Origin of the sequence: Cuneatibacter caecimuris (genome assembly GCF_004216775.1) — a bacterium.
GTDB classification, from domain to species: Bacteria; Bacillota; Clostridia; order Lachnospirales; family Lachnospiraceae; genus Cuneatibacter; species Cuneatibacter caecimuris.
This window is the reverse complement of sequence record NZ_SGXF01000002.1, coordinates 380,175-400,189: the sequence shown is the minus strand read 5'-3', so window position 1 is coordinate 400,189 and position 20,015 is coordinate 380,175. Positions and strand designations below refer to the sequence as shown.

Annotated in this window: 26 protein-coding genes; 23 read left to right on the top strand and 3 right to left on the bottom strand. The window is 39.4% G+C overall.

What is annotated here, in order from left to right; translation table 11 throughout:
- Positions 1 to 24: 24 nt before the first annotated feature.
- The gene (locus EV209_RS08085) at positions 25 to 1,461 is read right to left on the bottom strand and encodes a recombinase family protein (RefSeq protein ID WP_130434878.1); all 1,437 of its coding nucleotides are present in this window, start codon (positions 1,459 to 1,461) and stop codon (positions 25 to 27) included.
- A gap of 86 nt (positions 1,462 to 1,547) precedes the next feature.
- Here EV209_RS08085 and EV209_RS08080 point away from each other — a divergent pair, with 86 nt between their 5' ends.
- Complete coding sequence (locus EV209_RS08080; RefSeq protein WP_130434876.1) at positions 1,548 to 1,757, top strand: helix-turn-helix transcriptional regulator; 210 nt, start codon at positions 1,548 to 1,550, stop codon at positions 1,755 to 1,757.
- 285 nt (positions 1,758 to 2,042) lie between these two features.
- Here EV209_RS08080 and EV209_RS08075 read toward each other — a convergent pair whose 3' ends face one another.
- Positions 2,043 to 2,642 (bottom strand): helix-turn-helix domain-containing protein, encoded by a 600-nt coding sequence (locus EV209_RS08075; protein WP_130434874.1) that lies wholly within the window; start codon positions 2,640 to 2,642, stop codon positions 2,043 to 2,045.
- Between the two features lie 193 nt (positions 2,643 to 2,835).
- Between EV209_RS08075 and EV209_RS08070 the strand changes: the two genes are divergently transcribed.
- The 16 genes from EV209_RS08070 to EV209_RS08005 all read left to right on the top strand — a co-directional run bounded on the left by EV209_RS08070 (position 2,836) and on the right by EV209_RS08005 (position 10,688).
- A complete protein-coding gene (locus EV209_RS08070; protein WP_130434872.1) occupies positions 2,836 to 3,051 on the top strand; it encodes a helix-turn-helix domain-containing protein in 216 nt (71 codons plus the stop codon).
- 75 nt (positions 3,052 to 3,126) lie between these two features.
- Complete coding sequence (locus tag EV209_RS16325) at positions 3,127 to 3,279, top strand: hypothetical protein (RefSeq protein ID WP_165388866.1); 153 nt, start codon at positions 3,127 to 3,129, stop codon at positions 3,277 to 3,279.
- A gap of 205 nt (positions 3,280 to 3,484) precedes the next feature.
- Positions 3,485 to 3,964 (top strand): hypothetical protein, encoded by a 480-nt coding sequence (locus EV209_RS08065; RefSeq protein WP_130434870.1) that lies wholly within the window; start codon positions 3,485 to 3,487, stop codon positions 3,962 to 3,964.
- A complete protein-coding gene (locus EV209_RS08060) occupies positions 3,961 to 4,365 on the top strand; it encodes a single-stranded DNA-binding protein (protein ID WP_130434868.1) in 405 nt (134 codons plus the stop codon). The genes EV209_RS08065 and EV209_RS08060 overlap by 4 nt, the downstream gene beginning before the upstream one ends.
- A gap of 37 nt (positions 4,366 to 4,402) precedes the next feature.
- On the top strand, positions 4,403 to 4,879 hold the full coding sequence (locus EV209_RS08055; protein ID WP_130434866.1) for a sigma-70 RNA polymerase sigma factor region 4 domain-containing protein: 477 nt from the start codon (positions 4,403 to 4,405) through the stop codon (positions 4,877 to 4,879).
- A gap of 21 nt (positions 4,880 to 4,900) precedes the next feature.
- Entirely contained in the window at positions 4,901 to 5,794 is an 894-nt protein-coding gene (locus EV209_RS08050) for a ParM/StbA family protein (protein WP_130434864.1), read from the top strand.
- Positions 5,795 to 5,834: 40 nt separating this feature from the next.
- Positions 5,835 to 6,110 carry a hypothetical protein gene (locus tag EV209_RS08045; protein WP_130434863.1) on the top strand — a complete coding sequence of 92 codons (276 nt, stop codon included), beginning with the start codon at positions 5,835 to 5,837 and terminating at the stop codon, positions 6,108 to 6,110.
- Positions 6,111 to 6,116: 6 nt separating this feature from the next.
- Positions 6,117 to 6,446, top strand: coding sequence for a hypothetical protein (locus EV209_RS08040; RefSeq protein ID WP_130434861.1), 330 nt, complete (start codon positions 6,117 to 6,119; stop codon positions 6,444 to 6,446).
- An 11-nt stretch (positions 6,447 to 6,457) separates the two neighbouring features.
- On the top strand, positions 6,458 to 6,715 hold the full coding sequence (locus EV209_RS16675; RefSeq protein WP_243647546.1) for a hypothetical protein: 258 nt from the start codon (positions 6,458 to 6,460) through the stop codon (positions 6,713 to 6,715).
- Positions 6,706 to 6,951 (top strand): hypothetical protein, encoded by a 246-nt coding sequence (locus EV209_RS16670; protein ID WP_243647545.1) that lies wholly within the window; start codon positions 6,706 to 6,708, stop codon positions 6,949 to 6,951. Before EV209_RS16675 ends, EV209_RS16670 begins: the two co-directional genes overlap by 10 nt.
- Positions 6,926 to 7,129, top strand: a complete 204-nt coding sequence (locus tag EV209_RS08030) for a hypothetical protein (protein WP_130434859.1) — start codon at positions 6,926 to 6,928, stop codon at positions 7,127 to 7,129. The genes EV209_RS16670 and EV209_RS08030 overlap by 26 nt, the downstream gene beginning before the upstream one ends.
- A 31-nt stretch (positions 7,130 to 7,160) precedes the next feature.
- Positions 7,161 to 8,027: a hypothetical protein gene (locus tag EV209_RS08025; RefSeq protein ID WP_130434857.1), complete on the top strand. Its 867-nt coding sequence runs from the start codon at positions 7,161 to 7,163 to the stop codon at positions 8,025 to 8,027.
- Positions 8,028 to 8,879: 852 nt separating this feature from the next.
- On the top strand, positions 8,880 to 9,218 hold the full coding sequence (locus tag EV209_RS08020; protein WP_130434855.1) for a hypothetical protein: 339 nt from the start codon (positions 8,880 to 8,882) through the stop codon (positions 9,216 to 9,218).
- 3 nt (positions 9,219 to 9,221) lie between these two features.
- Positions 9,222 to 9,623: a VapD family protein gene (gene vapD, locus EV209_RS08015; protein ID WP_130434853.1), complete on the top strand. Its 402-nt coding sequence runs from the start codon at positions 9,222 to 9,224 to the stop codon at positions 9,621 to 9,623.
- A 70-nt stretch (positions 9,624 to 9,693) separates the two neighbouring features.
- Positions 9,694 to 10,164 carry a GIY-YIG nuclease family protein gene (locus EV209_RS08010; protein ID WP_130434851.1) on the top strand — a complete coding sequence of 157 codons (471 nt, stop codon included), beginning with the start codon at positions 9,694 to 9,696 and terminating at the stop codon, positions 10,162 to 10,164.
- Positions 10,165 to 10,325: 161 nt separating this feature from the next.
- Positions 10,326 to 10,688 carry a hypothetical protein gene (locus EV209_RS08005; protein ID WP_130434849.1) on the top strand — a complete coding sequence of 121 codons (363 nt, stop codon included), beginning with the start codon at positions 10,326 to 10,328 and terminating at the stop codon, positions 10,686 to 10,688.
- Positions 10,689 to 10,708: 20 nt separating this feature from the next.
- Here EV209_RS08005 and EV209_RS08000 read toward each other — a convergent pair whose 3' ends face one another.
- Positions 10,709 to 11,080 (bottom strand): helix-turn-helix domain-containing protein, encoded by a 372-nt coding sequence (locus EV209_RS08000; protein ID WP_243647544.1) that lies wholly within the window; start codon positions 11,078 to 11,080, stop codon positions 10,709 to 10,711.
- Between the two features lie 149 nt (positions 11,081 to 11,229).
- Here EV209_RS08000 and EV209_RS16320 point away from each other — a divergent pair, with 149 nt between their 5' ends.
- The 6 genes from EV209_RS16320 (at position 11,230) to EV209_RS07975 (ending at position 20,009) form a co-directional block, all read left to right on the top strand.
- Positions 11,230 to 11,406, top strand: coding sequence for a hypothetical protein (locus EV209_RS16320; RefSeq protein WP_165388865.1), 177 nt, complete (start codon positions 11,230 to 11,232; stop codon positions 11,404 to 11,406).
- Between the two features lie 143 nt (positions 11,407 to 11,549).
- Positions 11,550 to 13,469 (top strand): M20/M25/M40 family metallo-hydrolase, encoded by a 1,920-nt coding sequence (locus tag EV209_RS07995; RefSeq protein WP_130434847.1) that lies wholly within the window; start codon positions 11,550 to 11,552, stop codon positions 13,467 to 13,469.
- Between the two features lie 24 nt (positions 13,470 to 13,493).
- A complete protein-coding gene (locus EV209_RS07990; protein WP_130434845.1) occupies positions 13,494 to 14,513 on the top strand; it encodes a CAP domain-containing protein in 1,020 nt (339 codons plus the stop codon).
- A 218-nt stretch (positions 14,514 to 14,731) separates the two neighbouring features.
- Complete coding sequence (locus EV209_RS07985) at positions 14,732 to 18,718, top strand: SpaA isopeptide-forming pilin-related protein (protein WP_130434843.1); 3,987 nt, start codon at positions 14,732 to 14,734, stop codon at positions 18,716 to 18,718.
- Positions 18,719 to 18,733: 15 nt separating this feature from the next.
- Positions 18,734 to 19,279, top strand: a complete 546-nt coding sequence (locus tag EV209_RS07980) for a hypothetical protein (RefSeq protein WP_130434841.1) — start codon at positions 18,734 to 18,736, stop codon at positions 19,277 to 19,279.
- Complete coding sequence (locus tag EV209_RS07975) at positions 19,269 to 20,009, top strand: sortase domain-containing protein (protein WP_130434839.1); 741 nt, start codon at positions 19,269 to 19,271, stop codon at positions 20,007 to 20,009. Before EV209_RS07980 ends, EV209_RS07975 begins: the two co-directional genes overlap by 11 nt.
- The last annotated feature ends 6 nt before the right edge of the window (positions 20,010 to 20,015 follow it).

The following is a 20,015-nucleotide window of genomic DNA, read 5'->3' as shown; positions in this document are numbered from 1 at the left end:
TATCAATAAAAATAATATAGCTAACTATTTTGCTAAATAGTAATAAAAAATTAATTCTTTATTTGATTTATCGTAAACAATTTTTTGTATGATACTTCGTACAGCATTTGATTTTTCAGGAATAGAGACATTTTCACATCTAAGAAAAGTGTTTATATCATAGATCCGTTTCAGCATTTCTTTTTTATCTACCTCTGGATCAGGAGTGGAGATTTTATCTACTTGCTTCTTAATCTTCATTTTTTCTTCTTCTAATTGTTTTTTTGATGCCTTATAGTCTTCTATTGAGTCAATACCTGCCAGATAAGCGTCTCTTGCGCGCTTTTCTTTTGCTTCAATCTGTTTGATTTGCATCTGCAAATTGGCAAAGGTGTCTCGGGATGAATTTGAAGATACACGCTGAAATGAAACAAATCCGGTATCAATTATATTTTGGAGAGAATCAAATAAAGCAGCTTCTGCTTTTGCAGTAGATATTGAATGTGAAATATCACAATTACTTTTGCAGTAATTATTGCATTGAAAAGATCCATACCGCTTACCTGCAATTATGTTGTGATGCACTACTAAAGTACCGCCGCAGTTTGAACATTTGAGAAGTCCACTAAGCCAATGCCCATATGTTTCAGAAGGACGTATTTGAGGTCCAGTAGCTAATTTTTTTAATTTCTCATGAGCAGTATCAAATAAATCGGAAGATATAATAGGTTCAAATGCTTTTTCGATGCGAATTGTTTTGTCGCCGGAAGGTTTATTCCAGATATAAGTCCCGATATATGTCTCATTTTTTAAAATATACTTAACCATGTTTTTGGTAAATGGTTTTTTGCGCTTGGTAAGGATGCCACGCTGTGCTATATCCTTAGAGATTCCATACATAGACTCTCCAGACACAAATCTTGAAAATATCTCCTGAACTATTTTCGCTTCTTCTGGAACTGGGACAGGTTGATTATTTGCGTCTGTGCAGTAACCAAAGGGCAATACCCATTGTATATTCCCTCGCATGGCATTTTCCGTCATGCCACGCATAACTTCACCGGATAAGCGAATGGAATAATATTCATCCATCCATTCGATTATCCGTTCAATAAGGCTGCCAAAAGGCCCATCAATGATAGGCTCGGATATACTTACAATGTCAATCCCGCATTTTTTCCGCAGCATTGATTTATAGACGATACTTTCTTCCTGATTCCGGGCAAACCGCGAGAACTTCCAGACCAAAATTACATCAAAAGGACGGGGCTTTTGTTTGGCAGCAGCGATCATACGTTGGAATTGCGGCCGCTTTTCCGCCTTTTTTCCAGAAATACCATTCTCCAAGAATATATAATCTTCTTCTATAGCAATTTCGTGTTTATCTGCATAATCAATCAACAGTCTGCGCTGGGCATCTGGCGATAGATCCTCTTGTTTATCAGTTGATACACGAATATACAATGCTGCACGTTGAATCATTTCTTTCCCCTCCAAAGTGTAAAGTATATATTTACCAGAATATAAATATTTGCTAAATAGCACCCTAAAAATAAAAAGGTGCTGCCATGGAAATTAGAATTTCATATCATTTGGCTCAAATTATGGATCAGAAGAGTATCTCTGAAAGACAATTAGCGAATCTTTCAGGTGTCGGAAAAACTACTATAAATGATATAGTGAATAACCGGACACATCCTACTATTGATACAATATGTATGTTGGCTATTGCGCTTGATATACGTTCTGAGCAACTCTACTCTTACGAGAAATTATAACTTAGAATCTGGTCGGCATACCGACCGATTCCCCCTAAATGTGAGAATCTCATATTAGTTTGGTGTATTTATATATGAAAGGTAATGTATAATTAATACCAAATATTAATAGGGGGTTACATATGAAAAAAGCAAAATTATTATTTCACAAGTATGCGGATCTAAAGAAGAAGGAGGTATATGCAATATACTATAAAAGGTCAAAAACAATATATTATAATACTTGCTGCAACAAAGGGCAGCTGATATACCTAAAGTAATCAATCCAGAAGATGGTACAGGGGCCTATACAGCCTCTGTACCATCTTCGATGATAGGGGGATATTGTAACTCGAATTCCTCCGGTGTATCCGGAAAATCATCCAGATGGTCATCCGGAGTAGGGGAAAACTTGTGCTTAAAGTGATCAATAAATATTTTCCTGATTTTGGGATCTAATTCCAAATATGCCATAATAATTTCCTGCTCTAAATCGGATGCCTGATGTATCTGAGCAAATTTCTCCAACTCTATTTTATTGGAGTCTAAGGAATCAGTAATTTGCTTTATCTGATCTAAGGAAACATTATGCAACTTCTTCAGTAATTCTATGTGAGCAGCAAACTGCTCAGATTTCATCTCTTTTTTCATTTCAAATAGAGAACGCATATCTGGGTCATCACACATTTCCTGATAGTAAAGGTCTACTTCTCCAGTTAATAGATATTCTATTGAAACTCCAAAATAATCAGCAATTTTTTGCAATTTGTCTTGTTTAGGCGTACTTTTACCCTTTTTCCATTCACTAAATACAGTGGAACTAATTCCTGTAGCTCTAGAAACATCAGCTGCACGTACGTCCTTTTCTTTAAGTAATTTCGAAAAAATTCCATACATGTTTGACATAATGGCCTCCTTTAAAACTAGAAAATCCTAAAAAATACGCTTGACAAATTAGAATATCCTAGTTATAATAGAGATAAGCTAGAAAATCCTAAAATCCTGTTTTTTAATATAATACAATATAGCAATTGAATTATATAGGATTTTCTAACTAATGTCAATAGAATGCTGAAAAAACTGAAAAGGAGGAAGCATTATGCGTGCTGCATACGAAAGATTTAAATGTTTATTGGATGAACAACATGTATCAGCCTATAAAGTGGCTAAAGATACGGGATTAACTTCAACATTGTTTAGTGAATGGAAAAAAGGCAAAAGTTCCCCTAAAGTTGATAAACTTCTTATTTTGTCAAATTACTTTAACGTGCCATTAGAATATTTCATTGCCCCAGCAGAAAAGAGTATTTCATAATAGTAATTCTTTTAAGGAAAATGTACAAGCTGTCTGGCATAAGGTGAGGTAAGTAAAGACATAAGGGGGTGCCATATGAAAATTAGAAATATTCTGTGTGTCGATGGCCAGGAAATTGATATGAGTCAGCTGACAGAAACAGAAAAAAAGAAGGTGGGGCGTGAGCTGCAAAAAATCATTATGGCCGCAGCCGGATACAAAGAAGAATCCAAAGAAAAAACTGCTTAATAAGCGGTTTAAATGGACTGGAAAGGTAGAAATGAGTATGAAACTACACAAGATCAAATTTAAACAAAAAAAGAGAGCGGAACATGCTTGGCGGCGTCTCCACTCTCTAACCACTAACATAAGAATACTAAATAGTATCTTATGCCTAAGATTATTTTAAAGATAACAGATTTTATTTGTTTTGTCAAGTACAGGAGAAAAAATTATGGAATTTTATATTTGGCTGTTTGTGGTCAAGAAATTGGCTACTTCATACAGTGAGACACAGGAAATCTTTGAGAAGATGGACCGATTGAGGGGAGTCAAAATGAAAGAAATTAAAGAGGAAATTACGGAAATGCTGCAGGAGCTGGTAAAACAACACAATATGTATGGCAACGGTACTGATGGGTTCCAATACGACTATGATACCTATGCTGTAAAGGTTCTTCTTAAACAGGCCTTGCAGGTGATGGAGGAAACCGCGCGGTGCCTCAGACCGGAATGGCTTCCGGAGGACATGCCCTGGAATGAATCAATGAATCCAGTAGAGGAATTTGATCCTTATGTATTTCAAGGCAATATGTCAGTGAAGGATTTTAAAACTGCACAGAATGAATATTTAAAAAATAAAAAAGAAATTGAAACTGAAAATACCTTAGCTGTAAATCAGCCGAAAAAGAGAAAAGGAGAGAAAAGATTATGAACAAAGTAGAATTAATTGGTCGCCTGACGAAAGATCCGGAAGTGCGATACGGGGAAATTCCTGCAGAAGATGGTAATACCAACGTATCCGCCAGATTTACATTGGCCGTTCGCAGGAACAGTAAAGGAGATGCTGATTTTATTCGCTGTATCGCTTTTGATAAGGCGGCACACAATGTAGAAAGGTATCTGGTACGGGGGAGCAGAGTAGGTCTGATCGGGAAGATCCATACCGGGAGCTATACAAATAAGGATGGTAAACGAGTCTATACAACTGATGTTGTGGTTCTGGAATTATATTTCTTGGATGACCGTAGCACTCAGCAGGATCCAATAGCACCTGAAGGAGAAGACTTCTTGATTCCAGATATTCCGGATGATGCAAGCCTACCATTCAGATAAATATACAATGAATTTTTTTTAGAAGGGAGGGGAGCGTTTGCTGTCAATCGAAAAGGTTGAAGATTATCTAAAAAACCGGAAAGATTACATAGAATTTATAAAAAACCGCCGCAGCCAAATTGCGATAGAATGCCAGCAACTGGAAGAGCTATGTATATCTACAGCAGCTTACCCTCCTGGCTGCAAAGAAGAAGAAAACACTTATGTACATGTGGGACAATGTAAAGAGCTCTATCAAATTATACAAAAAGCAGACAAAATGCGGGATAGTGCATTTGACGATTATATTAAAGAACTTCTACAAATCAACGAAACCGAAGAAGAACTAAACCTTGTTTTCAAATCATTGAACAGGCTGCCGCCCAGAGAATATAACATCATGTCTGCACTGTACTTATCAGACTGTACCTGGCAATGGGTTTGCCATCATTACCAGGTCTCAAGCGCCACGGTACAGAGAATCCGAAAGGATGCAATAAAAAAAATATATCGTATATGTACTTGTACTGGATAAAAAAGAAAAGGAGAAAGCATTATGGCATCTGTAATTGTTGGTATCGATCATGGCTTCAATTATATAAAGACAGCCCACAGAAATTTTTTAGCAGGTGTGACAATGACGGAATATGAACCGCCATTAAACACACGGGTTCTGGAATATAAAGAAAAGTGGTATACCATTGGAGCAACTCGGCTCCCCTTCCAACCGAACAAAACTTTAAATGACAACTATTATATTTTGACCTTAGCTGCCCTGTCAGAGGAACTGCGAACCAGAAAGTTGAATAATGCAACAGTTTGTATAGCTGCTGGCTTACCCCTAAAAAGATTAGGGACAGAAAAGCAGGCATTTATCAAATATCTGCAGAAACATAAGGAGGTAACATGGAAGTACGAAGGAGAAAGTTTCCATGCCAAAATAGTAGATGTTGCAGTTTTTCCGCAAGGGTATGCTGCAGTTCTGCCGCAGATATCTAAATTCCCCAGTACCTTCCTTTTGGCAGATCTGGGGGGCGGAACATTAAATCTCACTCTCATAAACGATCAGATTCCCAATATGGATAAAACTTGGACACTGAATTTAGGTTGTATTAACTGTATTGAAATGGTACAGGAAGAGCTGCAGACCCGCTTTGGACAAGCGATTGAAGAAGACCAAATCCGTAACTATATGATGGGGAAATCTCCGATGCTGCCAACAAAATATAAAGAAGTAATAGAAAAAGGACTGAGCAGTTATGCTCAAAGTACCGTGGCCAAAATAACAGAACTTGGTTTTAACCGGGAAACACTGCCTATTGTATGGTGCGGTGGAGGGGCCATTTTTATGGAATTTTGGGGCGGTTTAAGAGACATGAATTTATACATTGAGGATACTTGTGCAACTGCGAAAGGATATGAATTGATGTACGACCTTCTCAAAAAATAAATATTGGGGAAAACTGTAGAATTGTCAGAAAGGAGAAAAAATGAACAGAATATCATTGGAATGTGCGAATTGTAAAGGTAAAGACTTCGAAGTAGAGGTAAGCTGCGTACCGACAGGGATAAGCATATGCTGTAATAAGTGCGGATGTATAACTCCATTGCTTGTACTATCAGAGATGATTTCAAAGGTAAATTCAAACCATGTTCTACCCATTAACGGCAAAGCATCTGCTGATCTCTATGACGAAGCTTATCATGAAAACGTATCCACAGATATGATTCGTGAAGCATATGAAAAAGATACGCTTAGGAGATGAGGAAAAATGAGAACAATAGATGCCATAAAATTAAAAGATATGTTGATGGCCTTAGCTATGGAATTAGATATTCCTTTGGATGAAATTGGGTCAACACTGAGGCTGATTGACATGCAGCCTACAGTCATCACCGGAAAGGTTGCAGAATCTAAGAGTGTTCATAAACGCTATACTCAGGTAAAACCTATTGATCGTCACTATGAAAACCCTGGCGAGATACCATATATCAAATATAGTTGTCCTGTATGTGCAGCCCTGGGAAATACACATCAGGTTTTGCCGGGACAGCCAAATTGTACATTATGTGGTGTACAGCTATATTGGGAGGGAAACTAAGGAGGGATAAAATGGGCACATATGCTGAAAAAACATCAGTATCCATAAGTAAGACAAAAGCGGATTTAGAAGAAATGATAATTCGAGCTGGTGCAGAGCAATTTGTTTCCGGATATAAAGAAAATACAGCTATGATTGGTTTTGTCATGGCCAATAGGCAGATCCGCTTTATTTTACCGTTACCTGATCGGCGTAGTGAAGAATTTTGGGTAACACCGGCTGGAAGAAAGAGAAGAACAGCAGATACAGCATATGCTGCATGGGAATAAGCTTGCCGCAGCCGATGGAGGCCTTGTATCTCATTGTCAAAGCGAAGTTAGAAGCAGTAGAAACCGGTATCAGTACCATTGAAAGAGAATTTTTTTATGATGTGGTATTACCGGATGGAAAAACAGTAGGTGAGTGGATGGCTCCCCAGTTAGAAACAGTATATCAATCAGGGGATATGCCTTCTATGCTACCAGAATTGGAGGATAAAGATGCAAGAATTAATGTATGCAATTAAAAAGGCACTGGATTTATGGTCGGAGGATTATGGCCGCCTGGAGGATGGGGATGAATTTACATTGATTTTCAATAATGGAGTCCTGGTGACATCTTATGAGGGTAATACAGTAAAATTCAAATTCATAGGAACAACATATTCTCTGAAAGAGAGCATTGACATATTTCCACAAGAGTAACCCCTAAAACATTGGCAGGGAGGTGAGGACAGTGCAAAAGCTCAGATTGAGCTATTTTGAAAAGATAAAATCTGCAGATCTGTCAGCTGCAGAGATAGATTATCTGATTTACATATCCAGATATCAGTCTACATATGGTTGTGTAGTAGGCGTATATTATAAAGATGTGTGTGCAGCTCTTAATTGGTCATACCAGACGTTTTATAATGTGCAGTCCCGCCTCCAAAATGTGGGATTAATTTCCTGTACCAAAAAGGCATATTCAGATTGGGATGTTCAGCTGGTTGGTAATGATTGCAGTGATATCCAGGCAGTAAAAGAAGAAGGATATCTAAATACTGGAAGAAATATATTCTTACCAGAAAATTTTCTGTCCCTCAAGGCCAAAGAGAAAATTATGGCCATGGAACTGATGAAACGGGTAGGTGCCGCCAGAAATCGAGATGGTAGCGCTCAGATAGGAAAAAAGAAATTTTATGAAAAATACGCAGAAATCCTGCAGGTGACAACCAGAATGGTAAAACAGTATATGAGATCGTTAAAACGCTTTTTCTGGTGCCATTTACAGGATAAAGTATATTTCCTCACCCCTAAAAAGCAAACCTATCAGAAGCCATCTGAGGCTCTCTCAGAGGTATTTGCTGAGAAGCGAAACCAAGTAATTGCTGCGGCACGCCGATGTAAAATGAAAAATGTCGGAGATCAGGATATAGACGATGTAGCAAGATTATATCAGCAGTATAAAACAGAGATCCCTGATAACCTTAATTTTGAGGAATTGCTGCAGGAGCAATTAAGAAGAGACAATGCAGGACAGAAAAAGATCGTCCGGAGGCGGTTATTGCCAAAGTTAGTTCACCTAATACTGAAAGAAAAAATAAAGCTCCAAACAATATAGGCTGTCCTGTGTGATGTGGGATGGCTATTTGACATTCATCAAAATCATATTAGATCAATTTAGCTGCAGGCCATGCAAGAGAAAATCTTGCCGGCCTGATTTTTTTACTCAAATCATTCTAATTTCATGCACTGTTTGGAGTATATCATTCTAAAATCACTGCCATTAATTTATTTTCTATTCAATTTTTAAGACTTAAAAAGAAATTTCTATTCTAAAAATGTGAACAGTAAGTATGTGCTGAATGTGTTGGTATAAGCGCATTTTCGCCTTGTTTTATTATATGTATATATTATATCTTTTATATTTATATTCTCTTTTTATATATCCAGTCTTACGACTGGATAAAACTTCTTAGGGGATATATAGAACCTACTAGAAAAAAATAACAATTAGGAAGAAATTTCTACGAAGCTATTTTTAGCGATCAAGGAAATAGAGGAAATTCTGAAACTAAGAATTTAATGAAAAAAACAGTAATGAATTGATCTTGGAGACGGGTAAGATAATATAAAACAATGGGATGGTAAACTTCTTTACTATTCAGAGGTTTTTGTAATCCGGCGTTCTGGAGAAAATAACCTTTTGTATTTTTAAGATTTGGTTGGATAATTAGAAATATACTGAAAAAGGGAATGCAGATAATGCTTATTTAACTGTTAACTGAGTAGGGCATTGACGGATGGCAGTAATCAATTTTACGCAGCTACCCAGGTGGAATAAAATGTACGCAGGCGTAAACGGTAATAAAATTTGCGACATTCGTAACTAAGTGAAATTTTAATTGATAATATTTGAGATTGTGGAAACATTGAACGAGTGATATAATAAATAAAAAGGAGGTTGTCTGCTATGTTGAAAATGATTATCCGTATGGATGATAATAAGATAAACGCTGAGAAAATCTACCATTTGGACTGTATTTACCATACAATAGACCAAGCGTTCCACTCCGCTGGTCTGCCTCGTATGGAGGACCGTTCCGGGGCTTTGGTGTACCGGGATTGCGGGAGGGCGGTGGATTTCGGCTTGTTTGGTAAGATCGTTAACGCTTTGAAAAGGCAGGCATGGTTCATGGACAATGTAGCAGTCTGGCAACTCTGTGACAGTGACGACTCGGATAGCCCAGAAGATTTCAATGAGGAGGATTTGCTTGCCCATTACAGGTACAAGCAATCTATGAGGGCATAGCATTTGGAAAGAAAATATTTGAAAGCCATTAATTTTGACCTTGATACACATTGTCTGCAAGAGTATTATACGGGGAAAAATTACCGGCAGGCATATGATGACCTGCGGCGTTTCTTCAAACAGCATAATTTCTCACACCGTCAAGGTTCCGGCTATATTTCCGATAATAAGTTGGCAACGGCGGATATTTATGATTTGATGGACGACTTAGTTCAGCATTTTTCGTGGATTGAAAACTGTGTTAAAAAAATTGATGTGACCAATGTGGGACAGCAGCATGACCTAAAGGAGCTACTGAAGCCAACAGAGGAAATTACTTTGGATGGTTCCTATTTGCAGGCCCTACAGGAGAATAAAAGTATAACAAGTCTGAATGGAAATTCTGAAATTAAGAATAATAAGTAACATTAAGCCTGACATGGGAATGTGTATTTGAAATTTTCGAGTGAGAAAAACTGGGAGATTATAGAAAAAAATGGAAGAGTTTGTTGGAATATATATTATAATTATAATTTTATCTATTTCTTTTCTTGTAATACGAAATATAAATATAAAAAAGAAGATTAAAAGTTTAGCTGATAACACATTGGAGATCACGCCTAAAGAATTTTTCAAAATAAGAAATTCTAGTAATGGAGGTAAGGGGAGGAAACATATATCAACCCAATATGATTTTGCAGGAGTATACATAATTTATAATCACACTAAAAATATGTATTATGTTGGACAAGGGAAAAAAGTGTTTCAAAGAGTAAACAGACATTTTACAGGGAATGGAAATGGCAACGTTTATGCAGACTATAAATATGGCGATTTTTTTACTATTAAAATGATTGCATTAGAACAAAGCGGATTTATTAGTTTGAATGAGTTGGAGCGTAATACTATAAAGACTTATAATGCTTATTCAAAAGGCTATAATAAGACCAAAGGAAATAGAGGATAATTATGTAGATAGATTGGAGCCATTTTTCGTGAGAAAAGTAAATGATAGTAGATGAAAGTAGACGATATAAAAATAGCGTGATAATATATAGTTGCATAATAAGAATAATGAGAGAGCAGATCATAAAACTGCTCTTTTTGTATTTATGGGAGGTGGAATTTATGGCTGAAAATATTAAACGCGGATCTTATTCTTTCGACTTGAACGTTCCAGAAGAGCGTAGAGCATGGGAAATCATGAATTCTTCTGGTATGACATATCGAAAGTTTATAATTAAGGCTATCTTGTCATATAGTCCAGAGCAAACAAAGGAGATTCTGCCGCAGCAACTGGAATCTATCTTAGATCGGTTAGACACACTGGAAAAAACAGTGAAAAATTTAGAACAACCAGTGAAAGAAATGCAATCATCTCAAAATATAGATGTGGAAGCTGATTCTAATTGGAATATACCCCAAATGGAACTGGATGAATCTGAATCCGAGATAAAACCATCTGTTAAGGCCTTTTTGAGTGCATTATAAAACCATCCGTATGGATGGTTTTATTGATCTTGAGGCTTATTGAGTTCTTCAGGATCTAGCCCATGAAGAAGTAACTCTTTTTTCAGAAGTTCCCTGGCAAAAGCAAGAAGATACTGCTGGGTAACGGGGGATAGGTTGGGGTATATAGAAGAAAATTCTTTTTCATACGGGGATGTGACAAATGGATCTCCTTCGCCGGTACGGAGCCACATTTCATTGACTCCAAACTGAAAGCATATAACCATGATCCATTTGTCCGTGAGCGGATTCTTACCAGTTTCAATCATGGAATATGCTGTCTGAGTAATACCAAGACAGCCGGCAAATTGAGATTGAGTAAGTTTCAGCATGTTTTTTCGTAAATATTTTAATCGATCTAAAATTCCTGACATAGTAATCACCCCATTTTCTATGCTGAGTATATCATACCTATTATTTGGCTGCAAGTAGAATATCATTTTGTTAATAAAAATCATTGACCAATTATTGGAAAAATGATATTATAAAATCATAAAGTTAATAAGAATAGAGGAGAACGGCTATGGAAACATATTTGCAGGAAATGCAGGAGATAATGCACAAGCTATCTCCTCAAAATCAAAAGTATATGATTACTTTAGCCAGGGTAGCCGCTATAGCGGAGGAGGGGATGCGAGAACAGATGAAACTGGAGTCCAAAAAGCAGGGAAGAAGGGAGAAAAAGGATGATAGTAGTTAATATTATTGTCGGTTTGCTAAAATGTATCGTGAAAATTGCAGTTTCTATTATGTATGCAATTTTTATGTTCATTTTGGCAGTTACGAAAATCGGTATGGGAAGTTATTAATGAGTTTTTGTTATGATAGAAAAGGAGGGATAAGATGAAACAGGTTAAAAAATGGATTTCAGTTCTGATGGTAGTGATTTTAACATTGGGTAGCGTAATGCTGTCACCAGCAGTTGCTCGTGCAGGTGAAAGCGGTTATGGATTAGCGGCATGGGATTATCTCAACACAATAAATAAATCCTTTCCGGGGCGCGGGGCTGGAAACAATAGCGCATGGGCCTGCGGCGATTGGATTATTGGATTAATGCAATCATGGGGATATCAACCACAAATTCATAATTTCACTGGTGCATCTGGCCAGGCGTGTAGGAATCTAATCTTTGTCAAGCCGGGGCAGTCCGATAAAGAAATTGTGATCGGGGCACATTATGACAGTGATCCGATCACGAAGGGTGCTGATGATAACGGGTCAGGCGTCTCTGTTGTATTGGAGACGGCACAGCGTATTGCCAATAAATCCTTACCCTTACCATGTACTATCAGAATTATTTTCTGGGATGATGAGGAAGAAGGGATGATCGGCTCCCTAAAATATCTGCAGACTTATGGTATTGGAAAGGCCATGTGCATTATCAACCTGGATAGCATTGCTGCAGGAGATAAACGTTATGTCCATGGTGGCGGCGGCGCGGGCGGCGCGGCCAGTACCTGGCTGCGGGATGCGGCGCTGCAAATTTCAGAAGAGAACGGTTTGGGGCTGACAACACATTCCGGACTTCCAGGAATACCCGCGGGAACCAGGGTCCAAGGATCAGATCAAATGCACTGGACATATCAGGGTATTCCTTATATTTATTGCGAAGCCAGTCTATACGATGAAACGAGAGGAAATGAAAAACCTTACCGGGTAGAGACAGCGGATGGCCGGGTGCCAGAGGGGCAGATCATGCACACACAATTTGATGATCTGGCAAAGATTACGGATTTGTTTGGCGGCCGTACTCAGGGACATCTGGCGGCATATAGCCAGATGTGTTATGAATTATTGACCAGACTGCAGTCAAATGGGACACTGAACAATAAAACGCAGCCAGCAGAGCAACTTAAAGTGCTAAAAGCAGAAGCAATTGATATCAGCCCTTCCGGATATACCGTGAAAGTGACCCTCAATAATGGTTCACTGTGTAAAAAGGTGATGATGCCGACTTGGACCTCGAAAAATGGCCAGGATGACTTGATCTGGCACCAGGCAACGTTATCCGGAAATACGGCGACTTTCCGGGTAAATACCAAAGATCATAAAAACGAAAGTGGAGTATATCATACCCATGTCTATTATGATAGTAATATCGCAGCCTGTACATCACCCGTGGCTGTGGATGTCACGGTGCCGGCTGGAACATCAGAGCCGCTTAAAGTGTTAGAAGCGGAAGCAATTGATATCAGTCCTTCCGGATATACCGTGAAAGTGACCCTCAATGATGGTTCACTGTGTAAAAAAGTGATGATGCCGACTTGGACCTCGCATAATGGCCAGGATGATCTGATTTGGCATCAGGCAACGTTATCTGGAAATACGGCAACTTTCCGGGTAAATACCAAAGATCATAAAAACGAAAGTGGAGTATATCATACCCATGTCTATTATGATAGTAATATCGCAGCCTGTACATCGCCTGTGGCTGTGGATGTCACGGTGCCGGCTGGAACATCAGAGCCGCTTAAAGTGTTAAAAGCGGAAGCAATTGATATCAGTCCTTCTGGATATACCGTGAAAGTGACCTTCAATGATGGGGCCTTGTGCCAAAAGGTGTCAACTGCTAGTTGGTCACATCGAAATGGCCAGGATGATCTCTTGTGGGAACTGGCAGACCTTACAGGGAATACAGCAACATATCGGGTGTCAACCCGTGCTCATAAAGGAGATCGTGGTTGGTATTCAACCCATCTATATATTTACCGGCTTGATGGATCGTATCTTAGTCCGGTTCCAGTTGATGTGTACATGGGATAGTGTGCATGGAATAGGAGAAAAACGATGAGAATGTTTCGTTTATTAGTTGTATGTTTTGCCTCAATGGTAATAATTGGTGGGTGTGGCAGCGCTCCAGCAGAACCTGTTATATCAGATACGCTTCAGGAGACAGAATCATTAGAAAGATTTTTATCTTCTGATGAAGAAAAAGAATCTATCCGGGGGGTTGATAAGTTCAATCCCAAGGAAGTGAGAGATTTAATGGACCATGGCGAAACAAAAAAAGAAGGAGAAGATTATAGGGTTATTGAGACGCTTCGTACTGAAGATGGTAGCATCATTTCGCTGGAGAAAAATGAGGTGACTGGTGAAACAGTTACAGTAATCTATAATCGACAGGAAGACATTGGAGGATCAGCTGGAATCGTAATATCTGAAACTGGCCCCCAGAATACAAAAGAGTCTAAGGGGTATCCAACAGGATCTTCCAGTGTAAAGACCGAAAAGGTAACTGAAACTCAAAAGCCAAATACTCCTACAAAAATGGATGTTACCAATGAAACAAGTACAAAGGCTGTAGATACTAAGCCGATCCCATCCACACCTACCACCGTGGCACCGGAAACTACAACAGCAGCTCCATCAACAACGGCTACTCCACCAACAGTACCTACAACAGCGGTTCCAACAACGGAAAGCACATTGGATATTAATAGGATGGTACAGGAATTTTTAAGAGGATTAAATGACGAACGTGTAAACAGAGGTTTAGGAACGCTTACATTGTCGCCTGATCTGACTGCTACATCCCAGGCACATGCAAATAATATGGCTCAAGCTGATACTGGTGAACCTTTTCATTATTATGGTGCTCCTGGAGAGTCTTTAATCTTCACGAGTGAAGGCGTCGGAGTGAGTTTTTCAGATCAGGCATGTTATGAAGAGTGTTATTCAGTTGGACGATTTATGATGAATCATGCAAGAGGACTTCAAAGTCCCAATATTTTGACTGTTGGGATCGCCGTGGCCCGCGGGGCATCAGGAGACTATTATTTTTGTTTCCGATGCTATGAAGGACGATAAATAATAATAGTTTTGAGGCAGCAATGTAAATTCATTGTTGCCTCTTACTGTATATCCAGTTGTATACTCTGTCCGGGTATTTCATGGTTCAACTCCATGAGGCAGAATCTGCAGAAGTTTATCTGCAAAATAGAAAAAGGAGGAGCGGTATGAATATTTGGGATGGGTAGAATAGGAAAGTCACTTATAAGGAGAAAAAACAGAGGAAAGGAGCAAGTATGTTTGGAGGAATAAAAAAAGCATTGGCCGGCCTGTTATCAGCAGCAGTTGTTATTAGCAGTATTCCTGTTGTGGAAGTCTATGCGGCAAGCCCAATGATAGAATTTCCAGAAGTACATCAAGCTGATCAGATTGCACAAGGGCTGTTTCAGAATTATATCACGATTCCTACTGGAGATGGTTTAGGAGCAGCATGGTTTCAGTCTTCCGATAATCGGACCTCTTTATGTTTACAGGAAGCTGCCGGTGATCCGGCTAGTGGAGGTAAATATACGGAGATTGGAACAGATGCGGGGAGTACGCTTTATAATACCTTTAGTATGGAGGCTGTTTTAGCTGTCCGCAATATCATTGAAAACAGTCTTTTATTCCAGCCGTACTGGGAGAACAAAGGAATTCCATGGCAATGTACTCGGCAGAATGCGCAGATTGCGATATGGTATGTGATGGATGCTCTCGGACAGCCTGGTTCCGGAGGCTGGACAACGGAACAAGTTAAGAACGGCTCATTAGGTAATCGTGTTTCCGGTGTTGATGCTGTAGGACAACTGAACCAGCTAATACAGGTTGGACTAAGTGGAAAAAATATTGCTGATCCAAGTGTAGAAGTAACATACAAATCTACTGCTATATCGGGTAATAACTTTGTAATGACTTATCAGGTGCAGGCATCTTATCTAACTGGCTGGCAGATATCATTTCAGAATTTGCCGACCAACACCAGCTTTAAAATTGATGGGGTAACTGCTAATCTGGAGAATGGATATCTTAAAAAGGATATCAATACTGGTACATCAACAATTACACTAACATTTCCAATCAGTGGAAATATGGAGAAAACCATTTCTGTAATCGCTTATGGGATAACTGAAAGAAACAGTGCAAATTTCCATTTTTTCAAGCCGAGAAATGCGGGAAAACAGTGGGCCGGCGTAGTATCTTCTATGGAGCGATTAAATGATCCAATAGAAACGGACGGTACTACCCCAACGGTTACTGGCACTTTAGAGCTGGAAAAAAAGGATGAATCTACAGGAGCAGCCCTGGCTGGAGCAGTTTATGGCATTTATACAGATTCAGCTTGCCAAAATTTATTTCAGCAGCTTGCAGTAACGGATTCATCCGGTAAGACATCAGCCAATATAAAAATTGGCCAGTATTTTGTCAAAGAAATCTCTGCACCTGCCGGATATGCCTATAACAATACGGTGTATCCAGTTACAGTATCAAATGGCCAAACGATTAAGGTGGCAGCAACTGATGTAAAGCAGAAGATAACCTTAATCGTTACTAAAATTGATGCAGACACAAAAGTTAAAATAAAGGGGGCCAGCTTCGCAGTTTTCAGCAGCCCGGCACTCAATAATAAAATTGCGGATTTAACAGATAAAGGGGATGGAACCTACGAAGTAACCGGGTTAGCTCCTGGAACATATTATCTGAAAGAAACCAAAGCACCGTCCGGATATGCACTTTCGCCAGAGGTCACAACCATAAATTTGAGCGGCGATACTACCGGAAATGTCCAGGTAGAGAGAAATATCTCAGTCACCAATACAAAGCAATCAGGCACTTTAACTGTTGTGAAAACGGATAAAGAAGATGGTACTGCTCTGGATGGTGCTGCTTTTAGTTTGTATAGTGACCCTGAATGTACCAATAAAGTGTATGATTTAACTGGGGTAGGTAACGGTACTTATCGACAAACAGGAATTCCTTTGGGGCAATATTATTTAAAAGAGACCAAGGCACCGCCTGGGTACGCGCTCTCATCTGAAATCATTGAAGTAGTAATTGAAGGAGATGATACGGGTGCAGAAAATGTAACAATCGAAAAACAATGGACCAATCAAAAACAGGTTTATAATTTGATTGTTAAAAAGACCGATAAAGAGACGGGTGAAGTGCTGACTGGTGCGACCTATGTTCTCTATATGGATCTGGATTGTACTGTACCATACACGGTGATGACAGATAAAGGGGATGGGACCTACGAGGCGTTAAATGTAGACCAGGGGACCTATTACCTAAGAGAGGATGCTGCACCGATAGGATATATGTTAGATTCTGTACCAATAAAAATTGAGTTGCTAGGTAATATTCTTGGCGCAGAAGTTGTAAAAAGAGAAATTCGAACAACAAACCAAAAGAAAACGGGAACGGTGACAGTGGACAAGTACGATAAGGATTCACGAACCTTACTCACAGGCGCGGAGTTTACTCTCTATACAGATCCGGATTGTACTATGCCATACATGGTGCTGGCAGATAAAGGAGATGGAACCTACGAGGCATTAAATGTAGGCCAGGGAACTTACTATTTAAAAGAAACAGCAGCGCCAGCTGGATATGATGTGGATTCTAAGATCATTCAGATCTGCATTGATCGTGATAACGTGGAAAGTAATTTTCATTATGAATTCGAAAATGAAAAATCTATCCGGGAAGTCACAGTATCCAAGAAAATTAAAGCAAGTGATATCGTATGGGCACATGGAAATCCGACGTTCCTTTTAACGCTGGATGGTGTGGATTTGGATGGACAGCAACATATTTACCACAAAGCTATAGAATTTACCCAAGCTGATGTGGGAATGGGCAACGAATATATAGAAAAAGCTGTTACATTCCAAGTAATTGCAGGAAACTATGTATTGACAGAAGGGGAGACCAACCGTTATAATTTTGATTCATTTTATGACGTTGTAAACGGTGTTGTCTCTGAAAAAACTTGTCAGTTCGATCTGATAAACCATCCAAGTGCTTCAACCGGTATCTATAATGTCAAGACTGATCAGAGTGGTACAAGCCATACATACCTTGTTTCAAATTATTTTAACTCAGTTGTATACACCGTTTTATTTACCGCTGATGGTACTGCCTTTGACACACAAATATTAAAGGAAGGAGATGCGATTGCAGACCCTGGGATCCCCCAGAAGGATGGTTATAAGTTTGCTGGCTGGTCACCTGCCTTTACACCAGGTGATAAATGTGTAGGAAATATAACTTACACTGCTCAGTTTGAGAAAATAAAACCTGTTCTGGAACCAGGATACGATTTCAATATGCATATTCCGAATGATGCAGCAGCAGTTGTTTTTTCAGATGCTCCAGCACCAAATAAAGCAAAATTAACAGATGTTTCTGCAGCAAAAGATGGCAGTGTAGTTTCATGGTTAGATGGTACAACACTTTATATCTCTTCTCAAAAAAGCGGATTGAAGATCGCAGCGAATGAAGATAGCAGTTCAATGTTCAGAGACAAATCCAATTTGGCGTACATAGATGTATCCATGTTGGATACTTCTTCTGTTATTCAGATGTATTCTGCTTTTGAAAATACAGGCAGCTATGTACTGGATTCTTTCTCTATTATTGGATTGGATAATTGGGACGTATCATCCCTTCAGAGTACAGAATACATGTTTTCAGGAACTGGATCCAGTGCATCGAATTGGTCTATTGGAGATCTAAGTAGATGGAACACTTGCAATGTGAGTAGTACCGAAAGCATGTTTTCGGGAGCCGGATATAATGCAGCAAGCTGGACCGTTGGAGATCTTGGACGATGGAACATGTCTAAGAACGGAATAATGCGTAGCATGTTTTATGGAGCCGGACATAATGCAGCAAGCTGGACGGTCGGAGATCTAAGCCGATGGGACACACACAATGTTGGTGATTTCAGTTACATATTCTGTGAGGCAGGCTACAATACAAGCTGGACGGTTGGTGATTTGAGCAGTTGGGATACCTCAAATAATTATGATTTCGGAGGTATGTTCGAAGGATGCCGGGGACTATCAACCACAATAACAGTTCGAAATTATGCAAACTATGCTGACATGTTTAAAGATGCTGCAACACTGGGCAATGCCAAGATTGTTGTGAATTATACATCAACAACTTCTGAAATTATAGATGCAATGATTGCAACAAAGAGCAGTGGCAGCAATGTGGTGAAAGGAGTCCTGGTGGACTAAGGAAGGAGCGTATGTATGGGCAAAAAAATGTGCAAGAGACTGGCACTTGCCCTTCTGACTGTCGTGTGTGTTGGATTGGCTGTCCTTCTTGTCAGAGATACCTATTCATATCTGACATCAAAGAATGCAGCAGCCAATGATTTTATCATTGCACAAGACACGATAACCATAGAAGAGGAGTTCACGCCGCCTCCTGATATAAAAGCAGGCGACGTGATTACAAAAAAGCCTTCGATAAAAAATACTGGTAATATACCTTTGTTTGTAAGGATGCGCGCGGAGTTTTCATTAAGCGATATTGCAAAACTTTGTGAACCGCTTACAATATCAGAATCCTGGTACTATTCTGAAGCCGATAGCTTTTACTATTATAAGCATGTTCTTTACCCGGGTGAAATAACGGAACCGTTATTTACACAAGTGGTAATCAAAGATACTGCGCCTGCAGAAAAATTAACCCCGTTTGATATTATTGTGTATGGGGAATCAAAAGATCTGGGCGGTTATTCCGGCAACGAAACCAGCGACACCGGTTTTGTAGAAAAATGGGATGAAGAGTAGTCTGGCCCCCAAAATATGGATATTACTTTGCTTGTTGCTGTTTGGCGTATGCCTGGCAGCTTTTTTTATGCAGTTTAAGCAATATCTGCAGGCAGAAGAGGAGATTGATGAAGCCAGATCCAGAATCAGCTTAGAGGAAAGCCTGGCTTTAGAGTACCTGGATTCCATGAAAGGAGGTGATGAATCAGTGGTGCAAGCGCCAGACACTGCACCGTCTGCCAGTGAGGATCAAGCGTCTCTGGGAGATTGGAAAAATTGGAGTGATGGATGGTACAATGAGAATGGAGTAATTTATACTCCGGACTACGCGAAAGGATTTCTTGACTGTGTGTTAGAATACCCAAAACTGGGGATAGTGCGCGGAATATATAATGGCACACAACAAGAGATAAATCATGACCTTGATATATGGATGCTGACGGCCGCCCGGCCAGATATAGTTTTGGGAGGGACTGCCTATGTCATTTTGGGTCATAACCATCCTGCTTACAATGTGTCCCTAAACCGTTTGCAAGATGCACAGCCGGGTGACCGCTTCACCCTAACAGCATGGCACGGAAGCTATCAATACAAAGTTGCATCAGTAACGATCTGGGACAGGAATCTGGCGGTAGAACAAATCATCAATGGAAAGCGGCCATATACAGAAGCTTATCTAATTAGTTGTGCGAGAAACGCAGATGGCAGTAATGCCGGTACTTATCTGGTGGTACAGGGGATTTTGGAGTAATGTCTG

Bases quoted from the DNA above. Each gene is read 5' to 3' on its own strand.
- EV209_RS08030 (WP_130434859.1), top strand. From the start codon at position 6,926: ATGCAAGAATTAATGTATGCAATTAAAAAGGCACTGGATTTATGGTCG.
- EV209_RS08000 (WP_243647544.1), bottom strand. From the start codon at position 11,080: ATGTCAGGAATTTTAGATCGATTAAAATATTTACGAAAAAACATGCTG.
- EV209_RS07990 (WP_130434845.1), top strand. From the start codon at position 13,494: ATGAGAATGTTTCGTTTATTAGTTGTATGTTTTGCCTCAATGGTAATA.
- EV209_RS16320 (WP_165388865.1), top strand. From the start codon at position 11,230: ATGGAAACATATTTGCAGGAAATGCAGGAGATAATGCACAAGCTATCT.
- EV209_RS07995 (WP_130434847.1), top strand. From the start codon at position 11,550: ATGAAACAGGTTAAAAAATGGATTTCAGTTCTGATGGTAGTGATTTTA.
- EV209_RS07980 (WP_130434841.1), top strand. From the start codon at position 18,734: ATGGGCAAAAAAATGTGCAAGAGACTGGCACTTGCCCTTCTGACTGTC.
- EV209_RS08005 (WP_130434849.1), top strand. From the start codon at position 10,326: ATGGCTGAAAATATTAAACGCGGATCTTATTCTTTCGACTTGAACGTT.
- EV209_RS16675 (WP_243647546.1), top strand. From the start codon at position 6,458: ATGGGCACATATGCTGAAAAAACATCAGTATCCATAAGTAAGACAAAA.
- EV209_RS08070 (WP_130434872.1), top strand. From the start codon at position 2,836: ATGCGTGCTGCATACGAAAGATTTAAATGTTTATTGGATGAACAACAT.
- EV209_RS08020 (WP_130434855.1), top strand. From the start codon at position 8,880: ATGTTGAAAATGATTATCCGTATGGATGATAATAAGATAAACGCTGAG.
- EV209_RS07975 (WP_130434839.1), top strand. From the start codon at position 19,269: ATGAAGAGTAGTCTGGCCCCCAAAATATGGATATTACTTTGCTTGTTG.
- EV209_RS08040 (WP_130434861.1), top strand. From the start codon at position 6,117: ATGAGAACAATAGATGCCATAAAATTAAAAGATATGTTGATGGCCTTA.
- EV209_RS08060 (WP_130434868.1), top strand. From the start codon at position 3,961: ATGAACAAAGTAGAATTAATTGGTCGCCTGACGAAAGATCCGGAAGTG.
- EV209_RS16670 (WP_243647545.1), top strand. From the start codon at position 6,706: ATGGGAATAAGCTTGCCGCAGCCGATGGAGGCCTTGTATCTCATTGTC.
- EV209_RS08050 (WP_130434864.1), top strand. From the start codon at position 4,901: ATGGCATCTGTAATTGTTGGTATCGATCATGGCTTCAATTATATAAAG.
- EV209_RS08010 (WP_130434851.1), top strand. From the start codon at position 9,694: ATGGAAGAGTTTGTTGGAATATATATTATAATTATAATTTTATCTATT.
- EV209_RS08075 (WP_130434874.1), bottom strand. From the start codon at position 2,642: ATGTCAAACATGTATGGAATTTTTTCGAAATTACTTAAAGAAAAGGAC.
- EV209_RS16325 (WP_165388866.1), top strand. From the start codon at position 3,127: ATGAAAATTAGAAATATTCTGTGTGTCGATGGCCAGGAAATTGATATG.
- EV209_RS08080 (WP_130434876.1), top strand. From the start codon at position 1,548: ATGGAAATTAGAATTTCATATCATTTGGCTCAAATTATGGATCAGAAG.
- EV209_RS08085 (WP_130434878.1), bottom strand. From the start codon at position 1,461: ATGATTCAACGTGCAGCATTGTATATTCGTGTATCAACTGATAAACAA.
- EV209_RS07985 (WP_130434843.1), top strand. From the start codon at position 14,732: ATGTTTGGAGGAATAAAAAAAGCATTGGCCGGCCTGTTATCAGCAGCA.
- EV209_RS08045 (WP_130434863.1), top strand. From the start codon at position 5,835: ATGAACAGAATATCATTGGAATGTGCGAATTGTAAAGGTAAAGACTTC.
- EV209_RS08065 (WP_130434870.1), top strand. From the start codon at position 3,485: ATGGAATTTTATATTTGGCTGTTTGTGGTCAAGAAATTGGCTACTTCA.